This window comes from Zestomonas ipomoeae (assembly GCF_057128665.1).
In genome coordinates this window covers 1-17,779 of sequence record NZ_JBSKHQ010000027.1, presented here as the reverse complement: position 1 = coordinate 17,779, position 17,779 = coordinate 1, and the positions used below count along the sequence as shown (strand labels likewise).

The following is a 17,779-nucleotide window of genomic DNA, read 5'->3' as shown; positions in this document are numbered from 1 at the left end:
AGCCGCGCCATGCTGGTCCACCTGTCCGTTCATAATTACGCCATCGTCGAGCACCTCGATCTCGAACTGGATGGCGGCATGTCGGTGATCACCGGCGAAACCGGCGCCGGCAAATCGATCATGCTCGACGCCCTCGGATTGTGCCTCGGCGACCGCGCCGACAGTGGCGTGGTGCGCCCCGGCGCGGACAAGGCGGACATCCTCGCCAGCTTCGATCTGACGGACATTCCCGAAGCCCGCGCCTGGCTGGACGAGCGCGACCTGGACAACGACGGGCCCTGCATCCTGCGCCGGGTGATTACTGCCGAAGGGCGTTCCCGGGGCTACATCAATGGCGCCCCCTGCCCACAAGGCGATCTCAAAAGCCTGGGCGAGCTGCTGATCGATATCCATAGCCAGCATGAACACCAGTCGCTGTTGAAAACCGACACCCACCGACGCCTGCTCGACGCCTACGCCGGCGCCGGCGAACTGGCCCGCCAGGTGCAGCTTGCCGCGCAGCGCTGGCGACAAACCCGCCAGGAGCTGGAGCGGCTATCCAGCAGCGGGGATGAGCAGCGCGCGCGCCAGCAATTGCTCAGCTACCAGTTGGAGGAACTGGAGAATCTCGCCCTGGGCGAAGGCGAACTGGACCATCTGGAGCAAGAGCACAAGGCCTTGAGCAATGCCGAGCAATTGCTTGGCGCCTGCCGCCAGGTATTGGAACTCTGCAGTGAAAGCGATGCCGGCAATGTGCTCTCCGCCCTGACCGCCAGCCTGAATCGACTCAATGCGTTCCACAGCCAACCGGGCGCACTCGGCGAAGCCGCCAATCTGCTGAGCAGTGCGCAGATCCAAGTCGAAGAAGCAGTCGGCGAGCTCAATCGCTTTCTTGACCACTTCGATGCCGACCCCGAGCGCCAGCAGCAACTGGAGGAGCGTCTCGATGCTATTTATACGCTGGCGCGCAAGCATCGCATCCAACCCACCGAACTGCACGAACTGCAACAACGTCTGCTGGAAGAGCTGGAAAGCCTGAGTGCCGATGACGAGGCGGTTGAGCGGTTGAACGAGGAATTGGCCTCCTACGCGCGCCACTTCCAGGAGAAGGCCGGCGAACTCAGTGGACTGCGTCGCGAGGCGGCTGGACGACTGGCCGCCGCTGTGGAAGCGGAAATGCAGCGCCTGGGCATGCCCGGCGGGCGCTTCAGCATCGAGCTGCGTGACAACGTCGCCGAAGAGCCGCTGCCGAACGGCCTGGAACAGGTAGAGTTCCTGGTCAGCGCCAACCCCGGCCAACCATTGAAGGCGCTGGCTAAGGTCGCCTCCGGAGGCGAGCTGTCGCGCATCAGCCTGGCGATACAGGTCATCACCGCGCAAACCTCACGGGTGCCGACCCTGGTATTCGATGAAGTGGACGTCGGCATTGGCGGCCCCACCGCCGAAGTAGTGGGTCAGTTGCTGCGCCGCCTTGGCGAGCGCGGCCAGGTGCTCACCGTTACTCACCTGCCGCAAGTCGCTGCGCAGGGACATCAGCACCTGTTCGTGCACAAGCTGCGCGGCAGCGACGAGACCCGCACGGCGGTAGCCAAACTCGACGGTTCGCAGCGTATCGAAGAGATTGCCCGCATGCTCGGCGGCCTGGATCTGACCGAAGAATCACTGGCGCACGCCCGCAAGATGGTCGATACCGCGCAGGCGTGACCCCTTCACCGCCCCCGGAAACGAGAAGGCGGCCCTGAGGCCGCCTGTTCAATCATTCACACCGAGCCATCAGCTCTTCTTGCGCACATAGAGCACCAGGTTGTGATCGACCAACTCGAAACCGTGCTCACGGACGATTTCCTTCTGCCGCTTCTCGATCTCGGGATCGATGAATTCGATCACCTCGCCGGTATCGACGCAGACCATGTGGTCGTGATGGCCACTGTCGGCCAATTCGAATACCGCATGGCCGCCATCGAAATTGTGGCGAACCACCAGGCCGGCTGCTTCGAACTGGGTCAGCACGCGGTATACGGTAGCCAGGCCGACGTCCTCACCCGCTTCCATCAACGCCTTGTAGACATCCTCAGCGCTCATGTGGCGCTGCTCGGCGGCATCGAGCATCTGCAGGATCTTGACCCGCGGCAGGGTCACCTTGAGGCCGGCTTTGCGTAATTCGCTATTTTCAACCATGGTCAGCTTTCTCTTGGATGCTGCTTCGCAGCTTCCTTTAATGCGGGTATGATCAGGGACTTAAGTTGCCCAGCCAAGATAGTGGAAGTCACCCACCGATGCAAAAAACCAAGCTCTTGCTGACCAGCCTCAGCCTCGCAGGACTGTTCGCACTCGCCGGTTGTTCATTCCCCGGGGTTTATAAAATCGACATTCAGCAGGGCAATGTCGTGACGCAGGACATGATAGACCAGTTGCGCCCGGGAATGACCCGACGCCAAGTGCGGTTTATCATGGGCAACCCATTGATTACCGACACCTTCCACGCCAATCGCTGGGATTACCTCTACAGCATCCAACCCGGCGGCCGCCAGCGCCTGCAAGAACGCGTCAGCCTGGTGTTCGGCGAGAACGACCAACTGATCGGCCTCGCAGGGGACTTCCTGCCGGGCGTGAGCCGTGACGAGGCGATTCTCGGCCAGGACGGCAGCAGCCAGGTGGTCACGCCCAAGGCACCCCACACCGAGCAACCTGCCAAGCCGGGTTCGCTGCTGGAACAGATCCAGCGCGAGGTGGACGAGGTGCAGACGGTACCGGTTCCGATCCCCGAACCGCTGGACACCGACCCGCAGTAAGCACCGAACAAAAAAGCCCGGCAATCGCCGGGCTTTTTATTGAATTCGATCCAGTCTACTCCGCGGCATCGCCCGCCTTGGCCCTCGCCGCCTTGGCTGCGCGCTGCTTGCGCACCTCCTTCGGGTCGGCGATCAACGGCCGGTAGATTTCTACCCGTTCACCGTCCTCCAGCACACGCTCATCCGGCTTAGGCACAGCCTTGCCGAAGATACCGAGCGGACTGCCGGCCAAGTCCAGCCCTGGGAAATAGGCCTCCATGCCGGAACGCAGCGCCGCCTCCCGCACTGTAGTTCCCTGGGGCACGGTCAGGCGCAGCAGTTTCTGCTTGTCGGCCAGGGCGTAGACCACCTCAATGGCGATGCTGGACTTATCCATACAGGTCTTTGGCTTTTTGGCAGAAGGCGTCGACCAAGGTATTGGCCGCCTGATTGAACAAAGGCCCAAGGGTCGCCTTGACCAATGGCCCGGCATAGTCGAAGGACAGATCGAGGCTGATCTTGCAGGCTTTCTCGCCAAGCGCCTTGAATTCCCAGATGCCATGCAGATGGCTGAAGGGGCCTTCCTCCAGCGTCATCTCGATACGCTCGCCCGGTTGCAGGGCGTTGCGGGTGAGGAAGCTTTGGCTCAAACCGGCCTTGGCGACCACCAGACGCGCACGCATGTGGGTTTCGCTGACATCCAGCACTTCGCTGTCCGTGCACCAGGGAAGGAACTGCGGATAGCCGGCCACGTCATTGACCAGATCGTAGAGCGCGCGCGCTGGGTAGGGCAGCAGCGCGGAACGATGGATACGAGTCGTCATGATCGAATTCTGCGCCTACTTGCTCAGTTCCGCGACAAAAACCACCAGCACGCCAATCGGCGCCACCAGGCGCATCAGCCAGTAGACCACCCCGAACAGGACAGGGCTCCTCATCGCCAATTCGTCGCGTACCGCCTCGCGGCCCAGCACCCAGCCGGCGAAGAGCACGAAGGCCAGACCACCGAGCGGCAGCAGGATGCGGCTGGTCAGGTAGTCGATGCTATCGAAGAAGGTCTTGCCACCCTCTACGCCCCACTGGAACAGGTGGAAACCGTCCTCGGCGAAGACGAAGAACTTGGCCTCGGCACCGATATTGAAGGAGAACACCGTGCCCAGTCCAACCAGCCAGCAGAGCAGCGCCAGCACCACGGTAATCTGCGTGCGGCTGCGCTGGGTGCGCTCAACCAGATAAGCCACTGCCGGCTCGAGCATGGAGATCGACGAACTCCAGGCCGCCACCAGCACCAGAACGAAGAACACCGTGCCCATGACCTGGCCGAAGGCAATGTTGCCGAAAGCCACCGGCAGGGTGACGAACATCAGTCCGGGACCGGCCGCCGGCTCCATTCCCCCGGCGAACACGATGGGGAACAGCGCGAGGCCGGCGGTCAGCGCCACCAGGGTGTCGAGGATACCGACGGTGAGCACGGTGCCGCCGATCGAGGCCTGCTTCGGCATGTACGAGCCGTACACCATGATCGAACCGACACCGACGCTGAGGGTGAAGAAGGCATGACCCATAGCCGCCAGCACGCCTTCGGCGACCTTGTCCGGCTGGAAATTGAAGAGAAAGTGGAAACCTTCCATGAAGTGCCCGGTGGTGACGCTGTAGCCCAGCAGCACCAACAGCAAGACGAAAAGCAGCGGCATCATCACCCGCAGACTGCGCTCCAGGCCGGCAACCACACCCCTGGCAATGACGAAGGCAGTGAGCGCCATGAACAGCGTGTGCCACAGGGTCAGCCGCCAGGGATCGCTGGTCAGCCCGCCGAAGGCTGCGCCCGCGCCTGCCGGATCGACACCCTGGAACCTGCCGCGCCCCATGTCGAGGATGTATTCCAGCGACCAGCCGGCGACCACGCTATAGAAGGAGAGGATCAGCAGGGCGGCGATCATGCCCATCAGTGCCGCCCAGGACCAGCGCGGCGAGGCGCCGGCATCGACGGCCAGGCTGCGCAGCGAGTTCACCGGACTCTGCCGACCGCGTCGACCGATCAGGGTTTCCGCCAGCATGATCGGCATGCCGACCAGCGCGATACACACCAGGTACATGACGACGAACGCCCCGCCACCGTACATGCCGGTCATGTAGGGGAATTTCCAGATATTGCCGAGTCCCACCGCCGAGCCGGTGGCCGCCATGATGAAGACCCAGCGACTGGCCCAGTGGCCGTGGATCGAAACCTTCTCGTTCGCCATGATGCGTCCGTAATGCGTGCAAAGGAGCGCATTGTCCGGCATTAACCGAAGCCCCTCAAGTTCGGCGACCCAACGCATATGCGATGCGTCTGCGTATCGCCAGCGGCCCGGCGACTGCCTATAATGCGCGCCCTATGGCTAAACAGAAGAAACATCCCTCCGGGACCATCGCGCTGAACAAAAAGGCGCTGCACGATTATTTCGTCGAACAGAAGTTCGAGGCCGGCCTCGTCCTCGCCGGCTGGGAAGTGAAGAGCCTGCGTGCCGGCAAAGCCCAATTGGTGGACAGCTACGTGCTGCTCAAGGATGGCGAGGCCTGGCTGATGGGTTGCCACATTACCCCGCTGACCACCGCCAGCACCCACGTCATCGCCGACCCGACCCGTACCCGCAAGCTGCTGTTGAACCAGCGCGAACTGGGCAAGCTGTTCGGGGCCGTGCAACAGAAGGGCTATGCCTGCGTGGCGCTGTCGCTGTACTGGAAGAAGCACCTGATCAAGTGCGAAATCGCCCTCGGCAAAGGCAAGAAGGAATACGACAAGCGCCATACCGAGAAGGAGCGCGACTCCGACCGCGAGATCCAGCGGGTCATGCGCAGCAAGGGCAAGGAAGACTAGAGCGCCTGCAAGCAAGAGCTAGGCGCCGCCGCTTGCAACCCTCCCCCACCTCGTCACCTTTCGTAGCCCGGGGCTTCAGCCCGGCGACCCAGTGCAGCCCTGGGCTGAAATCAGGGCTACTGGCCCTGCTTGCAGCTTGTGGCCTGCGGCTATTGACTAATGCCCCTGTCGACGTTGCGCCCGCGCCAGGCGCTGCGCCTCCTGCTGCACCTCCGCCAGCACTTCCTGCACATAGTGGATGTGCCGATTGGACACCTCGCGCGCTTCTTCCGCACGCCCCGCCATGATCGCTTCGTACAGCTCGCGATGCTGGCGCATCAGCATGTCGCGGGTCTCGCCACGCTGTGCGTACATGCCGCCGATATTGGTCACCACGTTGCGCTTGAGCAGGTCGAACAGGCCGCGGATGGTGTGCAGCAGCACCGCGTTATGACTGGCCTCCGCGATGGCCAGGTGGAAGCGCGCGTCGGCGGCGCCCTCCTCGGCGCGACTGACCTTGCCCTCGCGCCGGTAACAGTCCTGCAACGCCTCGAATGCCTCGGTCAGGCGTCGATGATCGGGTTCGGTGGCACGCTGCGCCGCGTAGTAGGCACAGGAACCTTCCAGGGTATGGCGGAACTCCAGCAGATCGCGCTGCGCGTCGGGGTTGCTTTCCAGCAGATGCAGCAGAGGATCGCTGAAGGTGGAGCCGAGGGACTCCGCGACGTAAGTACCACCACCCTGCCGGCTGAGCAGCAGGCCCTTGGCCGCCAATTTCTGGATCGCCTCGCGCAGGGATGGCCGCGACACGCCGAAGCGCTCGGCCAGGACCCGCTCCGCCGGTAGCCGCTCGCCAGCCTTGAGGGTGCCTTCGAGAATCATGGCCTCCAGCTGCGCGACGATGTCGTCCGACAAACGGCGCTGACGCACCTGCCCCACTTCCATACTCACCCTCACTGGTTTGACCACTGCCGGGCGCTCTGCCACAGCCATTACCGGCAAGCCTATCGACCCAGCCACACGCCGACAAGCCAACGGACTCAGACCAAAGTCGCAGCTCAGCGGATTGACAGGGCCAGCGCCACGCTTCTACCCTGAGCAGGCTGTTTTGTAAATTGGTATTACCAATTTATACATACCAACAAAAACAAGAGAGGTACTCCATGTCGCCCCTGCCAGCCGTCAGCGTCGCCCTGTTCCGCCCACTCCCCACGCGCATCGCGCGCGCCTGACGGAGGAATTGCCATGCAACCGGGCCTGCTCGCTTTATTCGCCTTTTCTCCCATCCTGCTCGCCGCGGTGCTGCTGATTGGCCTGCGCTGGCCGGCCCGACGTGCCATGCCGCTGGTCTACCTGCTGACCGCCGGCATCGCCCTGTACGTCTGGGACATGAGTTTCAATCGCGTACTCGCTTCCACCGTGCAGGGGCTGGTGATCACCGCCGGCGTGCTATGGATCATCTTCGGCGCCATCCTGCTGCTGAACACGCTCAAGCACTCCGGCGCGATCACCGCGATCCGCGCCGGCTTCACCACCATCAGCCCGGACCGGCGCGTGCAGGCGATCATCATCGCCTGGCTGTTCGGCTGTTTCATCGAGGGTGCGTCCGGCTTCGGCACCCCGGCGGCGATCGCCGCGCCGTTGCTGGTGGCGGTCGGTTTTCCGGCGCTGGCGGCGGTGATGCTCGGCATGCTGGTGCAGAGCACCCCGGTATCCTTCGGCGCCGTGGGCACGCCGATCATCATCGGTCTGAACAGCGGCATGGACACCGCCACCCTGGGTGGCCAGCTCACGGCACAGGGTTCGAGCTGGGAGGTCTTCCTGCAGCTGATCACCAGCAACGTGGCGATCATCCATGCCATCGTCGGTACCGCGATGCCGCTGCTCATGGTGCTGATGCTGACCCGCTTCTTCGGTAAGGAGAAAAGCTGGAGGGCCGGCTTCGAGGTGCTGCCCTTCGCCATCTTCGCCGGCTTGGCGTTCACCCTGCCGTATGCCGCCACCGGCGTGTTCCTCGGGCCCGAGTTCCCCTCGCTGGGGGGTGGGCTGATTGGTCTGGCCATTGTCACCGCCGCCGCCCGCTTCGGCTTCCTGATGCCGAAGTCCATATGGGACTTCGCGCCGGCCCAGGACTGGCCCAGCGAATGGTTTGGCAGCATCGAGATGAAGCTGGACGAGCTGACCGCCAAGCCGATGAGCGCGCTGCGCGCCTGGCTGCCCTACGTGCTGGTCGGCGCCCTGCTGGTGGTCAGCCGAGTCCTCCCGGAAGTCGGCGCGGCGCTGAAGTCCGTGGTAATGGTGTTCCCCGACATTCTCGGCGAGACCGGCATCAAGGCCGACTTCATGCCGCTGTACCTGCCGGGCGGCATCCTGGTGGCGGTGGTGCTGGCCACCTTCTTCATCCACCGCATGCAGCTGCGTGACCTCGGCAAGGCAGTGAAGGAATCTTCCAGCGTGCTGCTGGGTGCCGGGTTCGTGTTGCTGTTCACCGTGCCGATGGTGCGCATCCTGATCAACTCCGGAATCAACGCCGCCGACCTGCCAAGCATGCCCATCGCCATGGCGCGCTATGTGGCCGACAGCGTCGGCGGCGTCTACCCGCTGCTGGCCCCGAGCATCGGCGCGCTGGGTGCCTTCATCGCCGGCTCGAATACCGTCAGCAACATGATGCTCAGCCAATTCCAGTACGGCGTGGCCAGCAGCCTGGGCATCTCCGGCGCGCTGGTCGTCGCCGTGCAGGCCATTGGCGCCGCCGCCGGCAACATGGTGGCGATCCATAACGTGGTGGCCGCCTCGGCGACCGTCGGCCTGCTCGGCCGCGAAGGCGCGACCCTGCGCAAGACCGTCTGGCCGACGCTGTACTACCTGCTGGCCACCGGCCTGATCGCGCTGATCGCGATCTACGTGCTGGGCGTGAGCGACCCGCTGGTCGCCGCGCTATAAGAAAGAACTGAACCCGGCTGCGATGGATCACCCCCGCCGCCAGCCGGGTCAACGCGTCCGGAGCGAGAATCCATGAGCGAGCTGTTCTACAACGCCGCACCCAACGCCACCCGCGTTGCGCCGCCGCTGCCCGAGCCGCGCCGCTATCCGGCGCAGAAGCCGGCGCAGGTCTACCTGTTCGGCACCTGCGTGCTCGACCTGTTCTACCCCGAGGCCGGCATGGATGCGATCCGCCTGCTGCAGCGCGAAGGCCTTCGCGTGCACTTCCCCCAGGGGCAGAGCTGCTGCGGACAACCTGCCTACACCTCCGGCTACACCGAGGAGGCACGGGCGGTGGCGCGAGCGCAGCTGGCACTGTTCGGCGAAGACTGGCCGCTGGTGGTGCCGTCCGGCTCATGTGCGGGCATGATCCGCCATCACTACGGCGAGCTGTTCAAGGACGAGCCGGACATCCTGGCCCAGGTGCAGGCCCTGGCCGAGCGCACCTACGAGCTGGCCGAGTTCCTGCTCAACGTCTGTCGTGTCGAGTTGCGCGACCAGGGCGAGCCGATCACGGTGGCGCTGCATACCTCATGCAGCGCGCGGCGGGAGATGAACACCCATCTGCACGGCCGCGCCCTGCTGGCGCAGCTGGCCGGCGTGAAGCGGGTCGAGCATGACCACGAAAGCGAGTGCTGCGGCTTCGGCGGCACCTTCAGCGTGCGCATGCCGGACATCTCCGGCGCCATGGTCGCGGACAAGACCCGCGCGCTGCGCGAATCCGGCGCGCAACAGGTGGTCAGCGCCGACTGCGGCTGTTTGATGAACATAAATGGCGCCCTGGAGAAACAACACCAGGCGCTGCGCGGGCAACATCTGGCCAGCTTCCTGTGGCAACGCAGCGGAGGCGCGGCATGAACGGCCAGGTGCGCATTCCCGCCGTCGAGTTGCAGGACGATTTCAAGGCACGGGCCCACCAGGCCCTGGCCGATGGACAACTGCGGCGCAACTTCCGCAGCGCCATGGACTCGCTGATGGCCAAGCGGGCCGCGGCCTTCAGCGATGCCGACGAACGCGAGCGGCTGCGCGCCCTGGGCAACCGGGTCCGTGCCCGCGCACTGTCCAAGCTGCCCGAGCTGCTCGAGCGGCTGGAAACCAACCTGACCCGCAACGGTGTGACCGTGCACTGGGCGGAGACGGTGGACGAGGCCAACGCCATCGTCCTGTCGATCATCCGCGCCCACGAAGCACGGCAAGTGATCAAGGGCAAATCCATGGTCAGCGAAGAGATGGAGATGAACCATTTCCTCGAAGGCCGGGGCATCGAATGCCTGGAATCGGACATGGGCGAGTACATCGTCCAGCTCGACGAGGAGAAGCCCTCCCATATCATCATGCCGGCCATCCACAAGAACGCCGGCCAGGTCGCCGAGCTGTTCCACGACAAGCTCGGCGAGCCTTATACCAAGGACGTCGACCAGCTGATCCAGACCGGCCGGCGAGTGCTGCGCAAGAAATTCTTCGAGGCCGACATCGGCGTCTCCGGGGTCAACTTCGCGGTGGCCGAGACCGGCAGCCTGTTGCTGGTGGAAAACGAAGGCAACGGCCGCATGACCACCACGGTGCCGCCGGTGCACATCGCCGTGACCGGCATCGAGAAGGTGGTGGAGAACCTGCGCGATGTGGTGCCGCTGCTATCCCTGTTGACCCGTTCCGCCCTCGGCCAGCCGATTACCACCTACGTGAACCTGATCTCGGGCCCGCGCCAGCCCCATGAACTCGACGGCCCGCGGGAAGTCCATCTGGTGCTGCTGGACAACGGCCGCAGCCAGGCCTTTGCCGACGGCGAGCTGCGCCAGACGCTGAACTGCATCCGCTGCGGGGCCTGCATGAACCACTGCCCGGTCTACACGCGCATCGGCGGACACGCCTACGGCGAGGTCTATCCGGGGCCGATCGGCAAGATCATCACGCCGCACCTGGTCGGCCTGGACAAGGTCCCGGACCACCCCAGCGCCTCCTCGTTGTGCGGCGCCTGCGGCGAGGTGTGCCCGGTGAAGATTCCGATTCCGTCGCTGCTGCGCCGCCTGCGCGAGGAAAACGTGAAGAAGCCGGATGCCGCGCCAGCCGTGATGCGCGGCCAGGGCAGCAAGTATTCACCAGGCGAGCGGCTGCTGTGGAAAGGCTGGGCGCTGCTCAACCGCTCACCCCTGCTGTACCGTGCCTTCGGCTTCCTCGCCACCCGCCTGCGCGGACTGACGCCGGGCAAGCTGGGCCCCTGGACCGAACACCACAGCGCGCCCAAGCCGGCCCCGCGCACCCTGCACGAACTGGCCCGCGAGCACCTCGACGCATGAACTACCCAGTAGGAGCGGGCCATGCCCGCGATTGGAACCACCCGCACCGCAGGTTCGCGGGCATGGCCCGTCGCCCGGAGGCAACATGAGCGCCAAAGCCAAGATTCTCAGCAAGCTGCGCCACAGCCTGGCCGGCACCACTCCGCTGGTCGACGACTTCGACGAAGCCTTGGTGACCGAGCCCTGGCGCTACGCCCCCGAGCAGCGCATCGCCCGCTTGCGTCAGTTGATGGAGGCGGTGCACACGGAAATCCACCTGACCACCTCGGCCGGCTGGCCTGCCCTGTTGGAGCAGTTGCTGCTTGATCGCCAGCTGCCCAGCCTGCTGGTCGCCCCAACCACGCCTCACGGCCGCCAGCTCGGCGAGCACTGGGCCGGGCGCGACGGGCTGCCTGCACTGAAGGCCTACGACCGCCCCATCGAGGATTGGAAAACCGAGCTGTTTGAAGACACCCCGGCGAGCCTCACCGGCACCCTCGGCGCCATCGCCGCCACCGGCAGCCTGATTCTCTGGCCGAGCCGCGAGGAGCCGCGCAGCATGAGTCTCGTGCCGCCGACGCACTTTGCCCTGCTGCGCGCCAGCACCGTCTTCGACAATTTCTACGAAGCAATGCGTGCGCAGAACTGGGCCGGCGGCCTGCCCACCAACGCCCTGCTGGTTTCCGGGCCGTCGAAGACCGCCGATATCGAACAGGTGCTGGCCTATGGCGCCCACGGGCCGAAGGACCTGGTGGTGCTGATCCTGGAGGATGCATGAACGCAGCCCTACCCGCCGCAGCCAACGCGCTGCCCGCGAACTTTCTCGCCGAGGTCGGGCAGCTCATACCGCGCGAGCGGCGCTTCGACGACCCGCTGTCGACCCTGGCCTTCGGCACCGACGCCAGCTTCTATCGCCTGATTCCCAAGCTGGTGCTGCGCGTCGAATCGGAGCAGGAAGTGGTCGCGCTGCTCAAGCTGGCCAGCGCCGAGCGCGTACCGGTGACCTTCCGCGCCGCCGGCACCAGCCTCTCCGGCCAGGCCATCAGCGACTCGGTGCTGATCGTGCTCGGCGACAACTGGGCCGGCCGCGAAGTCCGCCTGGAGGGCGAGCAGATCCGCCTGCAACCGGGCGTCATCGGCGCTGCCGCCAACAGTGTATTGGCGCCCTACCAGCGCAAGATCGGCCCTGACCCGGCGTCGATCAACGCCTGCAAGATCGGCGGCATCGTCGCCAACAACTCCAGCGGCATGTGCTGCGGCACCGCCCACAACAGCTACCACACCCTGGCCGGCATGCGCCTGGTGCTGGCCGACGGCACCGTGCTCGATAGCGAAGACCCGGTGAGTGTCGCCGCCTTCCATGCCACCCATGGCGAACTGCTCGAACGCCTCGCCGAGCTCGGCCGGCAGACCCGTGCCAACAGCGAGCTGGCGGCGCGCATCCGCCACAAATACCGGCTGAAGAACACCACCGGCCTGTCGCTCAACGCACTGGTGGACTACGAGCTACCGCTGGACATTCTCACCCACCTGCTGGTCGGCTCCGAAGGCACCCTCGGCTTCATCAGCGCGGTGACCTACCACACGGTACCGGAGCACCCGCACAAGGCCAGTGCCTTCATTGTGTTTCCCGACGTGGAGAGCTGCTGCCAGGCAGTCACCGTGCTCAAGCAACAGCCGGTGTCCGCCGTGGAACTGCTGGATCGGCGCAGCCTGCGCTCGGTGGAAGACCAGACGGGCATGCCGGACTGGGTAAAGAGCCTATCGGCCGGAGCCTGCGCCCTGCTGATCGAGTCCCGTGCTGCCAGCCAGGGCCTGCTGCATGCGCAACTGGCGCAGATCATGGCGGCGCTGCGGGCGTTCACGGTGGAAAAGCGCATCGACTTCACCGAAGACCCGGCCGAGTACGGCCGCCTGTGGGCGATCCGCAAGGGCACCTTCCCGGCGGTCGGCGCGGTGCGTGCCGCCGGCACCACGGTGATCATCGAGGACGTCACCTTCCCGGTGGAGCGCCTGGCCGAGGGCGTCAACCGCCTGATCGAACTGTTCGACCGCCATGGCTACGACGAGGCGATCCTGTTCGGCCACGCACTGGAGGGCAACCTGCACTTCGTCTTCACCCAGGGTTTCGACGAGGCCGAACAGGTCGCCCGCTACGAAGCCTTCATGCAGGACGTGGCGCAACTGGTGGCGGTGGAATTCGGCGGCTCGCTGAAGGCCGAGCACGGCACCGGGCGCAACATGGCGCCCTTCGTCGAGCTGGAGTGGGGCCATGATGCCTACCAGTTGATGTGGCAGATCAAGCGCCTGCTCGACCCCAAGGGCATTCTCAACCCCGACGTGGTACTCAGCGATGACCCGCAGATCCACCTCAAGCACCTCAAGCCGCTGCCGGCCGTCGACGCGATCGTCGATAAATGCATCGAATGCGGCTTCTGCGAACCGGTATGCCCCTCCCGCGGGCTGACCCTGACCCCGCGCCAGCGCATCGTGGTCTGGCGCGACATCCAGGCCAAGCGGCGTGCCGGCATCGATACCGGCGCGCTGGAGCGCGACTACCGCTACCACGGCATCGACACCTGCGCCGCCACCGGCCTGTGCGCCCAGCGCTGCCCGGTGGGCATCAACACCGGCGACCTGGTGCGCAAGCTGCGTGGCCAGGACGCCAGGCAGGCCAAGACCGCCGGCTGGCTGGCGGATCACTTTGCCACGGCCGTACAGGGCACACGCGTCATACTGCACGTGGCCAATGGTGCGCGGATGCTCCTGGGTACACCGCGCCTGGCGAAGACCTCCGCCGCCCTGCGCCGGGCCAGCGGCGGCAAGCTGCCGCAATGGACCCCGGCCATGCCGCAGCCGTTGCAGCGCCTGCGGCTGCCCAAGCCAAACCAGGACGAACGCCCGCGGGTGGTCTACCTTGCCGCCTGTGTCTCCCGCGCCATGGGCCCCGCCGCCAGCGATGCGGAGCAGGTGCCGCTGCTCGACAAGACCCGCGCCCTGCTGGAAAAGGCTGGCTACCAGGTGGTTTTCCCGGACAACCTGAACAACCTCTGCTGCGGTCAACCATTCGCCTCAAAGGGCTATGCCGAGCAGGCCGAGCGCAAGCGCCAGGAAACCCTCGACGCCCTGCTCGACGCCAGCCGCGGCGGCCTTGACCCGATCTACTGCGATACCAGCCCCTGCACCCTGCGCCTGGTGCAGGCGCTGGCGGAGACGCGCCTGGACATCTACGACCCGGTGCGTTTCATCCGCAGCCATCTGCTCGACCGCCTGGAATTCGCGCCCCAGGACGCGCCGGTGGCCGTGCATGTCACCTGCAGCACCCAGCACCTGGGAGAAGCCCAGGCGCTGGTCGAGATCGCCCAGCGCTGCGCCAAGACCGTCGTGGTGCCGGAAGGCATCCACTGCTGCGGCTTCGCCGGCGACAAGGGCTTCACCACACCGGAACTGAACGGCCATGCCTTGCGCAACCTGAAGAACGCGGTGCAGCAGTGCGAAGAAGGCATCTCCACCAGCCGCACCTGCGAAATCGGACTGAGCCAGTATGGCGGCATCGACTACCACGGCCTGGTCTACCTGCTCGACCGCGTCACCCGACGTAAAGCCGTCCCCTCCTGAGCACGCGCCCGGCGGGCAGGCCGCCGGGGCCGCCCACGCCGACACGCTCCGCCATGGGCCCAGCGCAGCGGCAAGCCCCGGCCTACCTGGCGTACAGGCGCCCGATCGCGAAAAAGATGAAACCCCTCCCTGCGCTTGAAGTCCCATTTTCTGTGAGCCCTCCAGCAGCGGGCTCCTAACCTCGGCCGTGCAGCATCGAGCGCGCGGCCGAATGAGACTGCGGGAGACCGACGATGCAACGACAAGCTAGCACCCTGCTTATCGCCACCGTTCTGCTGGCCAGCCCTACCGTTTTTGCCGCCGACATGGCCGACGAAGAAAGCTGCGAACGCAAGCTGGAGCAACTGGAAGACATGCGTGAGGAGCGCGACCTGGATGGCGTCATCGAAGAACAGGTCGAACGCCTGAAAGCCCAGGCCGAAAACCACAATGACGAAGAGCGTTATCAGGAATGCGTCTCCACCGTCGACCAAGCGATGCAGCTAGTGGTTGGCCCCGCCAGCCAGTAGCCGCACACGCCGTTCACCGGCCTGCGCGGCCGGCGTCCGAACAGTCAACAAGACCGAGGTAACCATGATGAAACGCACGATCCTGCTATTGAGCGCAGCCGTTCTGGCCGCACCGGCATTCGCCGACGACAAGACGCTGTGCGACACCAACCTGCAACAGCTCGACAACAAGCTGATCGAGATCAAGCAAGGCGAGCCGCTGGAAAGCCGGGTCCAGGAATACATCGACGAAGCCAAGAAAGCCCGCGACCAAGGCGATACCAAGGCCTGTATCAGCCACAGCGAGAAAGCCCTGCAAGCATTGCAGCGGCCCGGCGGCGAAAACGCCGGCGGCACCCAGTAGGCATCACCGCGAGCCGGTCGTCCGGCCGGCTCGGCATTCTCTCCTATACTCGGATTTCCAACCCTGCATCGGGGAGAATCGCCATGCGCCGCTTACCCGCCTTCCTCGCCGCCTGCCTCTTCAGCGCGCCGCTATGGGCCATGCACTGCCCGGCCGACATGGCCAAGATCGATGAGATGCTGCGCACCAACCCACCCAGCGACCCTGCCACCCTGGCCCAGGTGCAGAAGCTGCGCGCCGAAGGCGAGCAGTTGCACAAGGCCGGCGATCATAGCCGCTCGGTCCAGGTCCTCGGCCAGGCGCTGGACCTGCTGCGCGCCGCGCCCTGACTCAGCGCGCCGTATCGCGGGTCAGCAGGCTGGTAGCCTGGCGTCGCAGTTGCTGCAAATCCACCGGCTTGCCCAGACAACAGTGAGCGCCGCGCCGTCGCGCCTCGGCAAATAGTGCCGGGTCCGCGGTCGCACTGACCACCAGCACCGGCACCCCGGCCAGGTGCGAACGCCGGCTCACCGCGTCGAGCACCTCCAGGCCGCTGCCATCGGGCAAGTCCAGATCCAGCAATACCAGGTCCGGGCGGCTTTCGGCCAGCAGCGCCAGGGCCCGCTTCAGGGTGCCCACCCCTTGCAGTTCGGCGATGCCACGCAGGGCCTCCTGCAGCACCTTGAGGCTGGCCGGGTGGTCCTCGATGCACAGCACCTTCGCCAGCTGTGGCGTGGCCTCTGTCGTAGCCTCCTCGACATCGGCCAGGGGGTTCGGCGGAGCGGCGCCCGGCAGGTCGATCCAGAACCGACTACCGATACCAGGTTCGCTGCTGAAGCCGATCTCGCCATTCATCATGGTCGCCAGCTCGCGGCACAACACCAAGCCGATACCGGTGCCGGGAATATTGGAGTTCTCCCGCCCGAGGCGTTGGAATGGCTGGAACAACTGGGCCTTCTGCTGCTCGCTGAGGCCCGGCCCGCTGTCCTCCACCCACAGCCGCACGCAATCCGAACGCAGCTCGTAGCCGAGGCTGATCAGTCCCTGCGGGCTGTTGTACTTGATGGCATTGGAAAGGAAATTCAGCAGTACCTGGCGCACTCGACGGGCATCGGCCTGCACGTACAGCGGCGTGCTCACCGACATCACCTGCAACTGCTGCTGGCGCTGCTGGGCCTCCGGCTGCACCAGCTCGGCACAGCCGGCCAGCAGCCCACCGATTTCCACCGGTTTGAGCTGCAACTGCTGACGACGGCTCTCGATGCTGGACAGGTCGAGAATGTCGTCCACCAGCGAGGTGAGATGGCGGCTGGCGTTGACGATCTCCCTGGCGTAGTCCACCTGCTGCTGGGCGCCGGGCTTTTCCGCGGCCTCCAGCTCGATCAGCTGGGCAAAGCCATGGATGGCGTTGAGCGGCGTGCGCAGCTCGTGGCTCATGCTGGAGAGGAAGCGGCTCTTCGCCTGGCTGGCGGCCTGCGCCTCCAGGCTGGTACGGCGCAACTCCTCCTGCACCTGCTTCAGGCGGGTGATGTCGACATGGGTACCGGCGGCACGCAGCGCGCGCCCCTCGATGTCCCGTTCCAGCACCTTGCCGCGGCTGAGCAGCCAGGCGTACCGCCCATGGGCATCGGCGAAGCGGTATTCTGCGTCGAACGTATCCTCGCTGCTGATCATGAAACTCATGCGCAGGTGCCGTAGCCGCTCCAGGTCGTCCGGATGCACGCGCAGGTTGAATTCTTCGAAGGTCATGCGCTCGGCGCGCAGGCCGAAACGGCTGATGAAGCGCTCGCTGAGCTTGATGGTGCGGCTTTGGGCTTCCACCTCCCAGAGGCTTTCGGTGGTGCTCTCCAACACCAGCTCCAACAGCCGCTGGGCCTCCACCCGCTCTTCCTCGCTGGCCTGCAGCTGCATGCCGGTGTGCTGCACTGCCGCGGCCATATCGCTCAGCTCGGTGATGCGACTGCTGGGGGCCGCCGGAGCCCAATCGCCCTCGCCGATGCGCTGCATCATGCCGACGATGCCGGCGATCGGACGCGCCAACTGGTCGCTCAGGCGCCGCGAGCGCAGCCACATCCAGGCGAAGAACACCGAGTAGAAGAACACCAGCCCGGCGATCAGCAGGTAGCCGATCTGCTGGTAGCGCTCGGCCAGGCGATTGGTTTCGCGAAACAGGTTGGCCTCGTCCACCACCAACATCAGCCGCCAACCGGTCTGCGGAATCTCGCTCCAGGCCACCAGTTGTCGCCGCCCGCCGAGCATCAGTTCCTGCACGTTGCTCTTGCCTTTGGCCATGGCCTCCAGCAGCGGCAGCATCTCGCTGCGCTTGTTCAGGCTGAAATCCTCGGGCTTGAGCACCTCGCGGCGTACCGCCTCGTCATAGGAATACTGCGTCAGCTCACGCAGGCCGAAGTGTCCTGGTCTAATTCTCGTGGACACCTCGTTAGGGGATGATTAGCCCCCCATGAGGACGAGAGAAGCATGAC

Annotated in this window: 16 protein-coding genes and 1 pseudogene; 11 read left to right on the top strand and 6 right to left on the bottom strand. The window is 65.2% G+C overall.

Annotated features, from left to right (window positions below; genetic code table 11):
* Positions 1–9: 9 nt before the first annotated feature.
* Positions 10–1,683 (top strand): DNA repair protein RecN, encoded by a 1,674-nt coding sequence (gene recN / locus ACWKV7_RS21905; protein WP_483859826.1) that lies wholly within the window; start codon positions 10–12, stop codon positions 1,681–1,683.
* 69 nt (positions 1,684–1,752) lie between these two features.
* Here recN and fur read toward each other — a convergent pair whose 3' ends face one another.
* A complete protein-coding gene (gene fur / locus ACWKV7_RS21900) occupies positions 1,753–2,157 on the bottom strand; it encodes a ferric iron uptake transcriptional regulator (RefSeq protein ID WP_483859825.1) in 405 nt (134 codons plus the stop codon).
* A gap of 98 nt (positions 2,158–2,255) precedes the next feature.
* On the opposite strand from fur, the gene ACWKV7_RS21895 reads away from it, so the two are divergent.
* Positions 2,256–2,771 (top strand): outer membrane protein assembly factor BamE, encoded by a 516-nt coding sequence (locus tag ACWKV7_RS21895; RefSeq protein WP_483859824.1) that lies wholly within the window; start codon positions 2,256–2,258, stop codon positions 2,769–2,771.
* Between the two features lie 55 nt (positions 2,772–2,826).
* Here ACWKV7_RS21895 and ACWKV7_RS21890 read toward each other — a convergent pair whose 3' ends face one another.
* The 3 genes from ACWKV7_RS21890 to ACWKV7_RS21880 are packed head-to-tail and all read right to left on the bottom strand — an operon-like array spanning position 2,827 to position 4,993.
* Positions 2,827–3,147 (bottom strand): RnfH family protein, encoded by a 321-nt coding sequence (locus ACWKV7_RS21890; RefSeq protein WP_483859823.1) that lies wholly within the window; start codon positions 3,145–3,147, stop codon positions 2,827–2,829.
* Entirely contained in the window at positions 3,140–3,574 is a 435-nt protein-coding gene (locus ACWKV7_RS21885; protein ID WP_483859822.1) for a type II toxin-antitoxin system RatA family toxin, read from the bottom strand. The genes ACWKV7_RS21890 and ACWKV7_RS21885 overlap by 8 nt, the downstream gene beginning before the upstream one ends.
* Before the next feature lie 15 nt (positions 3,575–3,589).
* On the bottom strand, positions 3,590–4,993 hold the full coding sequence (locus tag ACWKV7_RS21880; protein WP_483859821.1) for a sodium-dependent transporter: 1,404 nt from the start codon (positions 4,991–4,993) through the stop codon (positions 3,590–3,592).
* Positions 4,994–5,127: 134 nt separating this feature from the next.
* On the opposite strand from ACWKV7_RS21880, the gene smpB reads away from it, so the two are divergent.
* Positions 5,128–5,610, top strand: coding sequence for an SsrA-binding protein SmpB (smpB, locus tag ACWKV7_RS21875; RefSeq protein WP_483859820.1), 483 nt, complete (start codon positions 5,128–5,130; stop codon positions 5,608–5,610).
* A gap of 156 nt (positions 5,611–5,766) precedes the next feature.
* Here the strand turns inward: smpB and ACWKV7_RS21870 are convergent, their stop codons facing one another.
* Entirely contained in the window at positions 5,767–6,534 is a 768-nt protein-coding gene (locus ACWKV7_RS21870; RefSeq protein ID WP_483859819.1) for an FCD domain-containing protein, read from the bottom strand.
* Between the two features lie 300 nt (positions 6,535–6,834).
* Here ACWKV7_RS21870 and ACWKV7_RS21865 point away from each other — a divergent pair, with 300 nt between their 5' ends.
* The 8 genes from ACWKV7_RS21865 to ACWKV7_RS21830 all read left to right on the top strand — a co-directional run bounded on the left by ACWKV7_RS21865 (position 6,835) and on the right by ACWKV7_RS21830 (position 15,646).
* The gene (locus tag ACWKV7_RS21865) at positions 6,835–8,532 is read left to right on the top strand and encodes an L-lactate permease (protein WP_483859818.1); all 1,698 of its coding nucleotides are present in this window, start codon (positions 6,835–6,837) and stop codon (positions 8,530–8,532) included.
* 72 nt (positions 8,533–8,604) lie between these two features.
* The gene (locus tag ACWKV7_RS21860) at positions 8,605–9,429 is read left to right on the top strand and encodes a (Fe-S)-binding protein (protein WP_483859817.1); all 825 of its coding nucleotides are present in this window, start codon (positions 8,605–8,607) and stop codon (positions 9,427–9,429) included.
* Entirely contained in the window at positions 9,426–10,868 is a 1,443-nt protein-coding gene (locus tag ACWKV7_RS21855) for a LutB/LldF family L-lactate oxidation iron-sulfur protein (RefSeq protein ID WP_483859816.1), read from the top strand. The genes ACWKV7_RS21860 and ACWKV7_RS21855 overlap by 4 nt, the downstream gene beginning before the upstream one ends.
* Before the next feature lie 85 nt (positions 10,869–10,953).
* Positions 10,954–11,625, top strand: coding sequence for a LutC/YkgG family protein (locus ACWKV7_RS21850; RefSeq protein ID WP_483859815.1), 672 nt, complete (start codon positions 10,954–10,956; stop codon positions 11,623–11,625).
* Positions 11,622–14,465: an FAD-binding and (Fe-S)-binding domain-containing protein gene (locus ACWKV7_RS21845; protein WP_483859814.1), complete on the top strand. Its 2,844-nt coding sequence runs from the start codon at positions 11,622–11,624 to the stop codon at positions 14,463–14,465. The genes ACWKV7_RS21850 and ACWKV7_RS21845 overlap by 4 nt, the downstream gene beginning before the upstream one ends.
* A gap of 233 nt (positions 14,466–14,698) precedes the next feature.
* The gene (locus tag ACWKV7_RS21840; RefSeq protein WP_483859813.1) at positions 14,699–14,974 is read left to right on the top strand and encodes a hypothetical protein; all 276 of its coding nucleotides are present in this window, start codon (positions 14,699–14,701) and stop codon (positions 14,972–14,974) included.
* Positions 14,975–15,038: 64 nt separating this feature from the next.
* A complete protein-coding gene (locus ACWKV7_RS21835; RefSeq protein WP_483859812.1) occupies positions 15,039–15,317 on the top strand; it encodes a hypothetical protein in 279 nt (92 codons plus the stop codon).
* 83 nt (positions 15,318–15,400) lie between these two features.
* Positions 15,401–15,646 (top strand): hypothetical protein, encoded by a 246-nt coding sequence (locus ACWKV7_RS21830; RefSeq protein WP_483859811.1) that lies wholly within the window; start codon positions 15,401–15,403, stop codon positions 15,644–15,646.
* Between the two features lies 1 nt (position 15,647).
* Here the strand turns inward: ACWKV7_RS21830 and ACWKV7_RS21825 are convergent.
* Positions 15,648–17,705, bottom strand: a pseudogene (locus ACWKV7_RS21825) (hybrid sensor histidine kinase/response regulator); the annotation flags it as partial.
* Positions 17,706–17,779: the final 74 nt, after the last annotated feature.

Excerpts from the sequence above, each read along its gene's own strand:
- recN (WP_483859826.1), top strand. The coding sequence starts at position 10 with ATGCTGGTCCACCTGTCCGTTCATAATTACGCCATCGTCGAGCACCTC.
- fur (WP_483859825.1), bottom strand. The coding sequence starts at position 2,157 with ATGGTTGAAAATAGCGAATTACGCAAAGCCGGCCTCAAGGTGACCCTG.
- ACWKV7_RS21895 (WP_483859824.1), top strand. The coding sequence starts at position 2,256 with ATGCAAAAAACCAAGCTCTTGCTGACCAGCCTCAGCCTCGCAGGACTG.
- ACWKV7_RS21890 (WP_483859823.1), bottom strand. The coding sequence starts at position 3,147 with ATGGATAAGTCCAGCATCGCCATTGAGGTGGTCTACGCCCTGGCCGAC.
- ACWKV7_RS21885 (WP_483859822.1), bottom strand. The coding sequence starts at position 3,574 with ATGACGACTCGTATCCATCGTTCCGCGCTGCTGCCCTACCCAGCGCGC.
- ACWKV7_RS21880 (WP_483859821.1), bottom strand. The coding sequence starts at position 4,993 with ATGGCGAACGAGAAGGTTTCGATCCACGGCCACTGGGCCAGTCGCTGG.
- smpB (WP_483859820.1), top strand. The coding sequence starts at position 5,128 with ATGGCTAAACAGAAGAAACATCCCTCCGGGACCATCGCGCTGAACAAA.
- ACWKV7_RS21870 (WP_483859819.1), bottom strand. The coding sequence starts at position 6,534 with ATGGAAGTGGGGCAGGTGCGTCAGCGCCGTTTGTCGGACGACATCGTC.
- ACWKV7_RS21865 (WP_483859818.1), top strand. The coding sequence starts at position 6,835 with ATGCAACCGGGCCTGCTCGCTTTATTCGCCTTTTCTCCCATCCTGCTC.
- ACWKV7_RS21860 (WP_483859817.1), top strand. The coding sequence starts at position 8,605 with ATGAGCGAGCTGTTCTACAACGCCGCACCCAACGCCACCCGCGTTGCG.
- ACWKV7_RS21855 (WP_483859816.1), top strand. The coding sequence starts at position 9,426 with ATGAACGGCCAGGTGCGCATTCCCGCCGTCGAGTTGCAGGACGATTTC.
- ACWKV7_RS21850 (WP_483859815.1), top strand. The coding sequence starts at position 10,954 with ATGAGCGCCAAAGCCAAGATTCTCAGCAAGCTGCGCCACAGCCTGGCC.
- ACWKV7_RS21845 (WP_483859814.1), top strand. The coding sequence starts at position 11,622 with ATGAACGCAGCCCTACCCGCCGCAGCCAACGCGCTGCCCGCGAACTTT.
- ACWKV7_RS21840 (WP_483859813.1), top strand. The coding sequence starts at position 14,699 with ATGCAACGACAAGCTAGCACCCTGCTTATCGCCACCGTTCTGCTGGCC.
- ACWKV7_RS21835 (WP_483859812.1), top strand. The coding sequence starts at position 15,039 with ATGATGAAACGCACGATCCTGCTATTGAGCGCAGCCGTTCTGGCCGCA.
- ACWKV7_RS21830 (WP_483859811.1), top strand. The coding sequence starts at position 15,401 with ATGCGCCGCTTACCCGCCTTCCTCGCCGCCTGCCTCTTCAGCGCGCCG.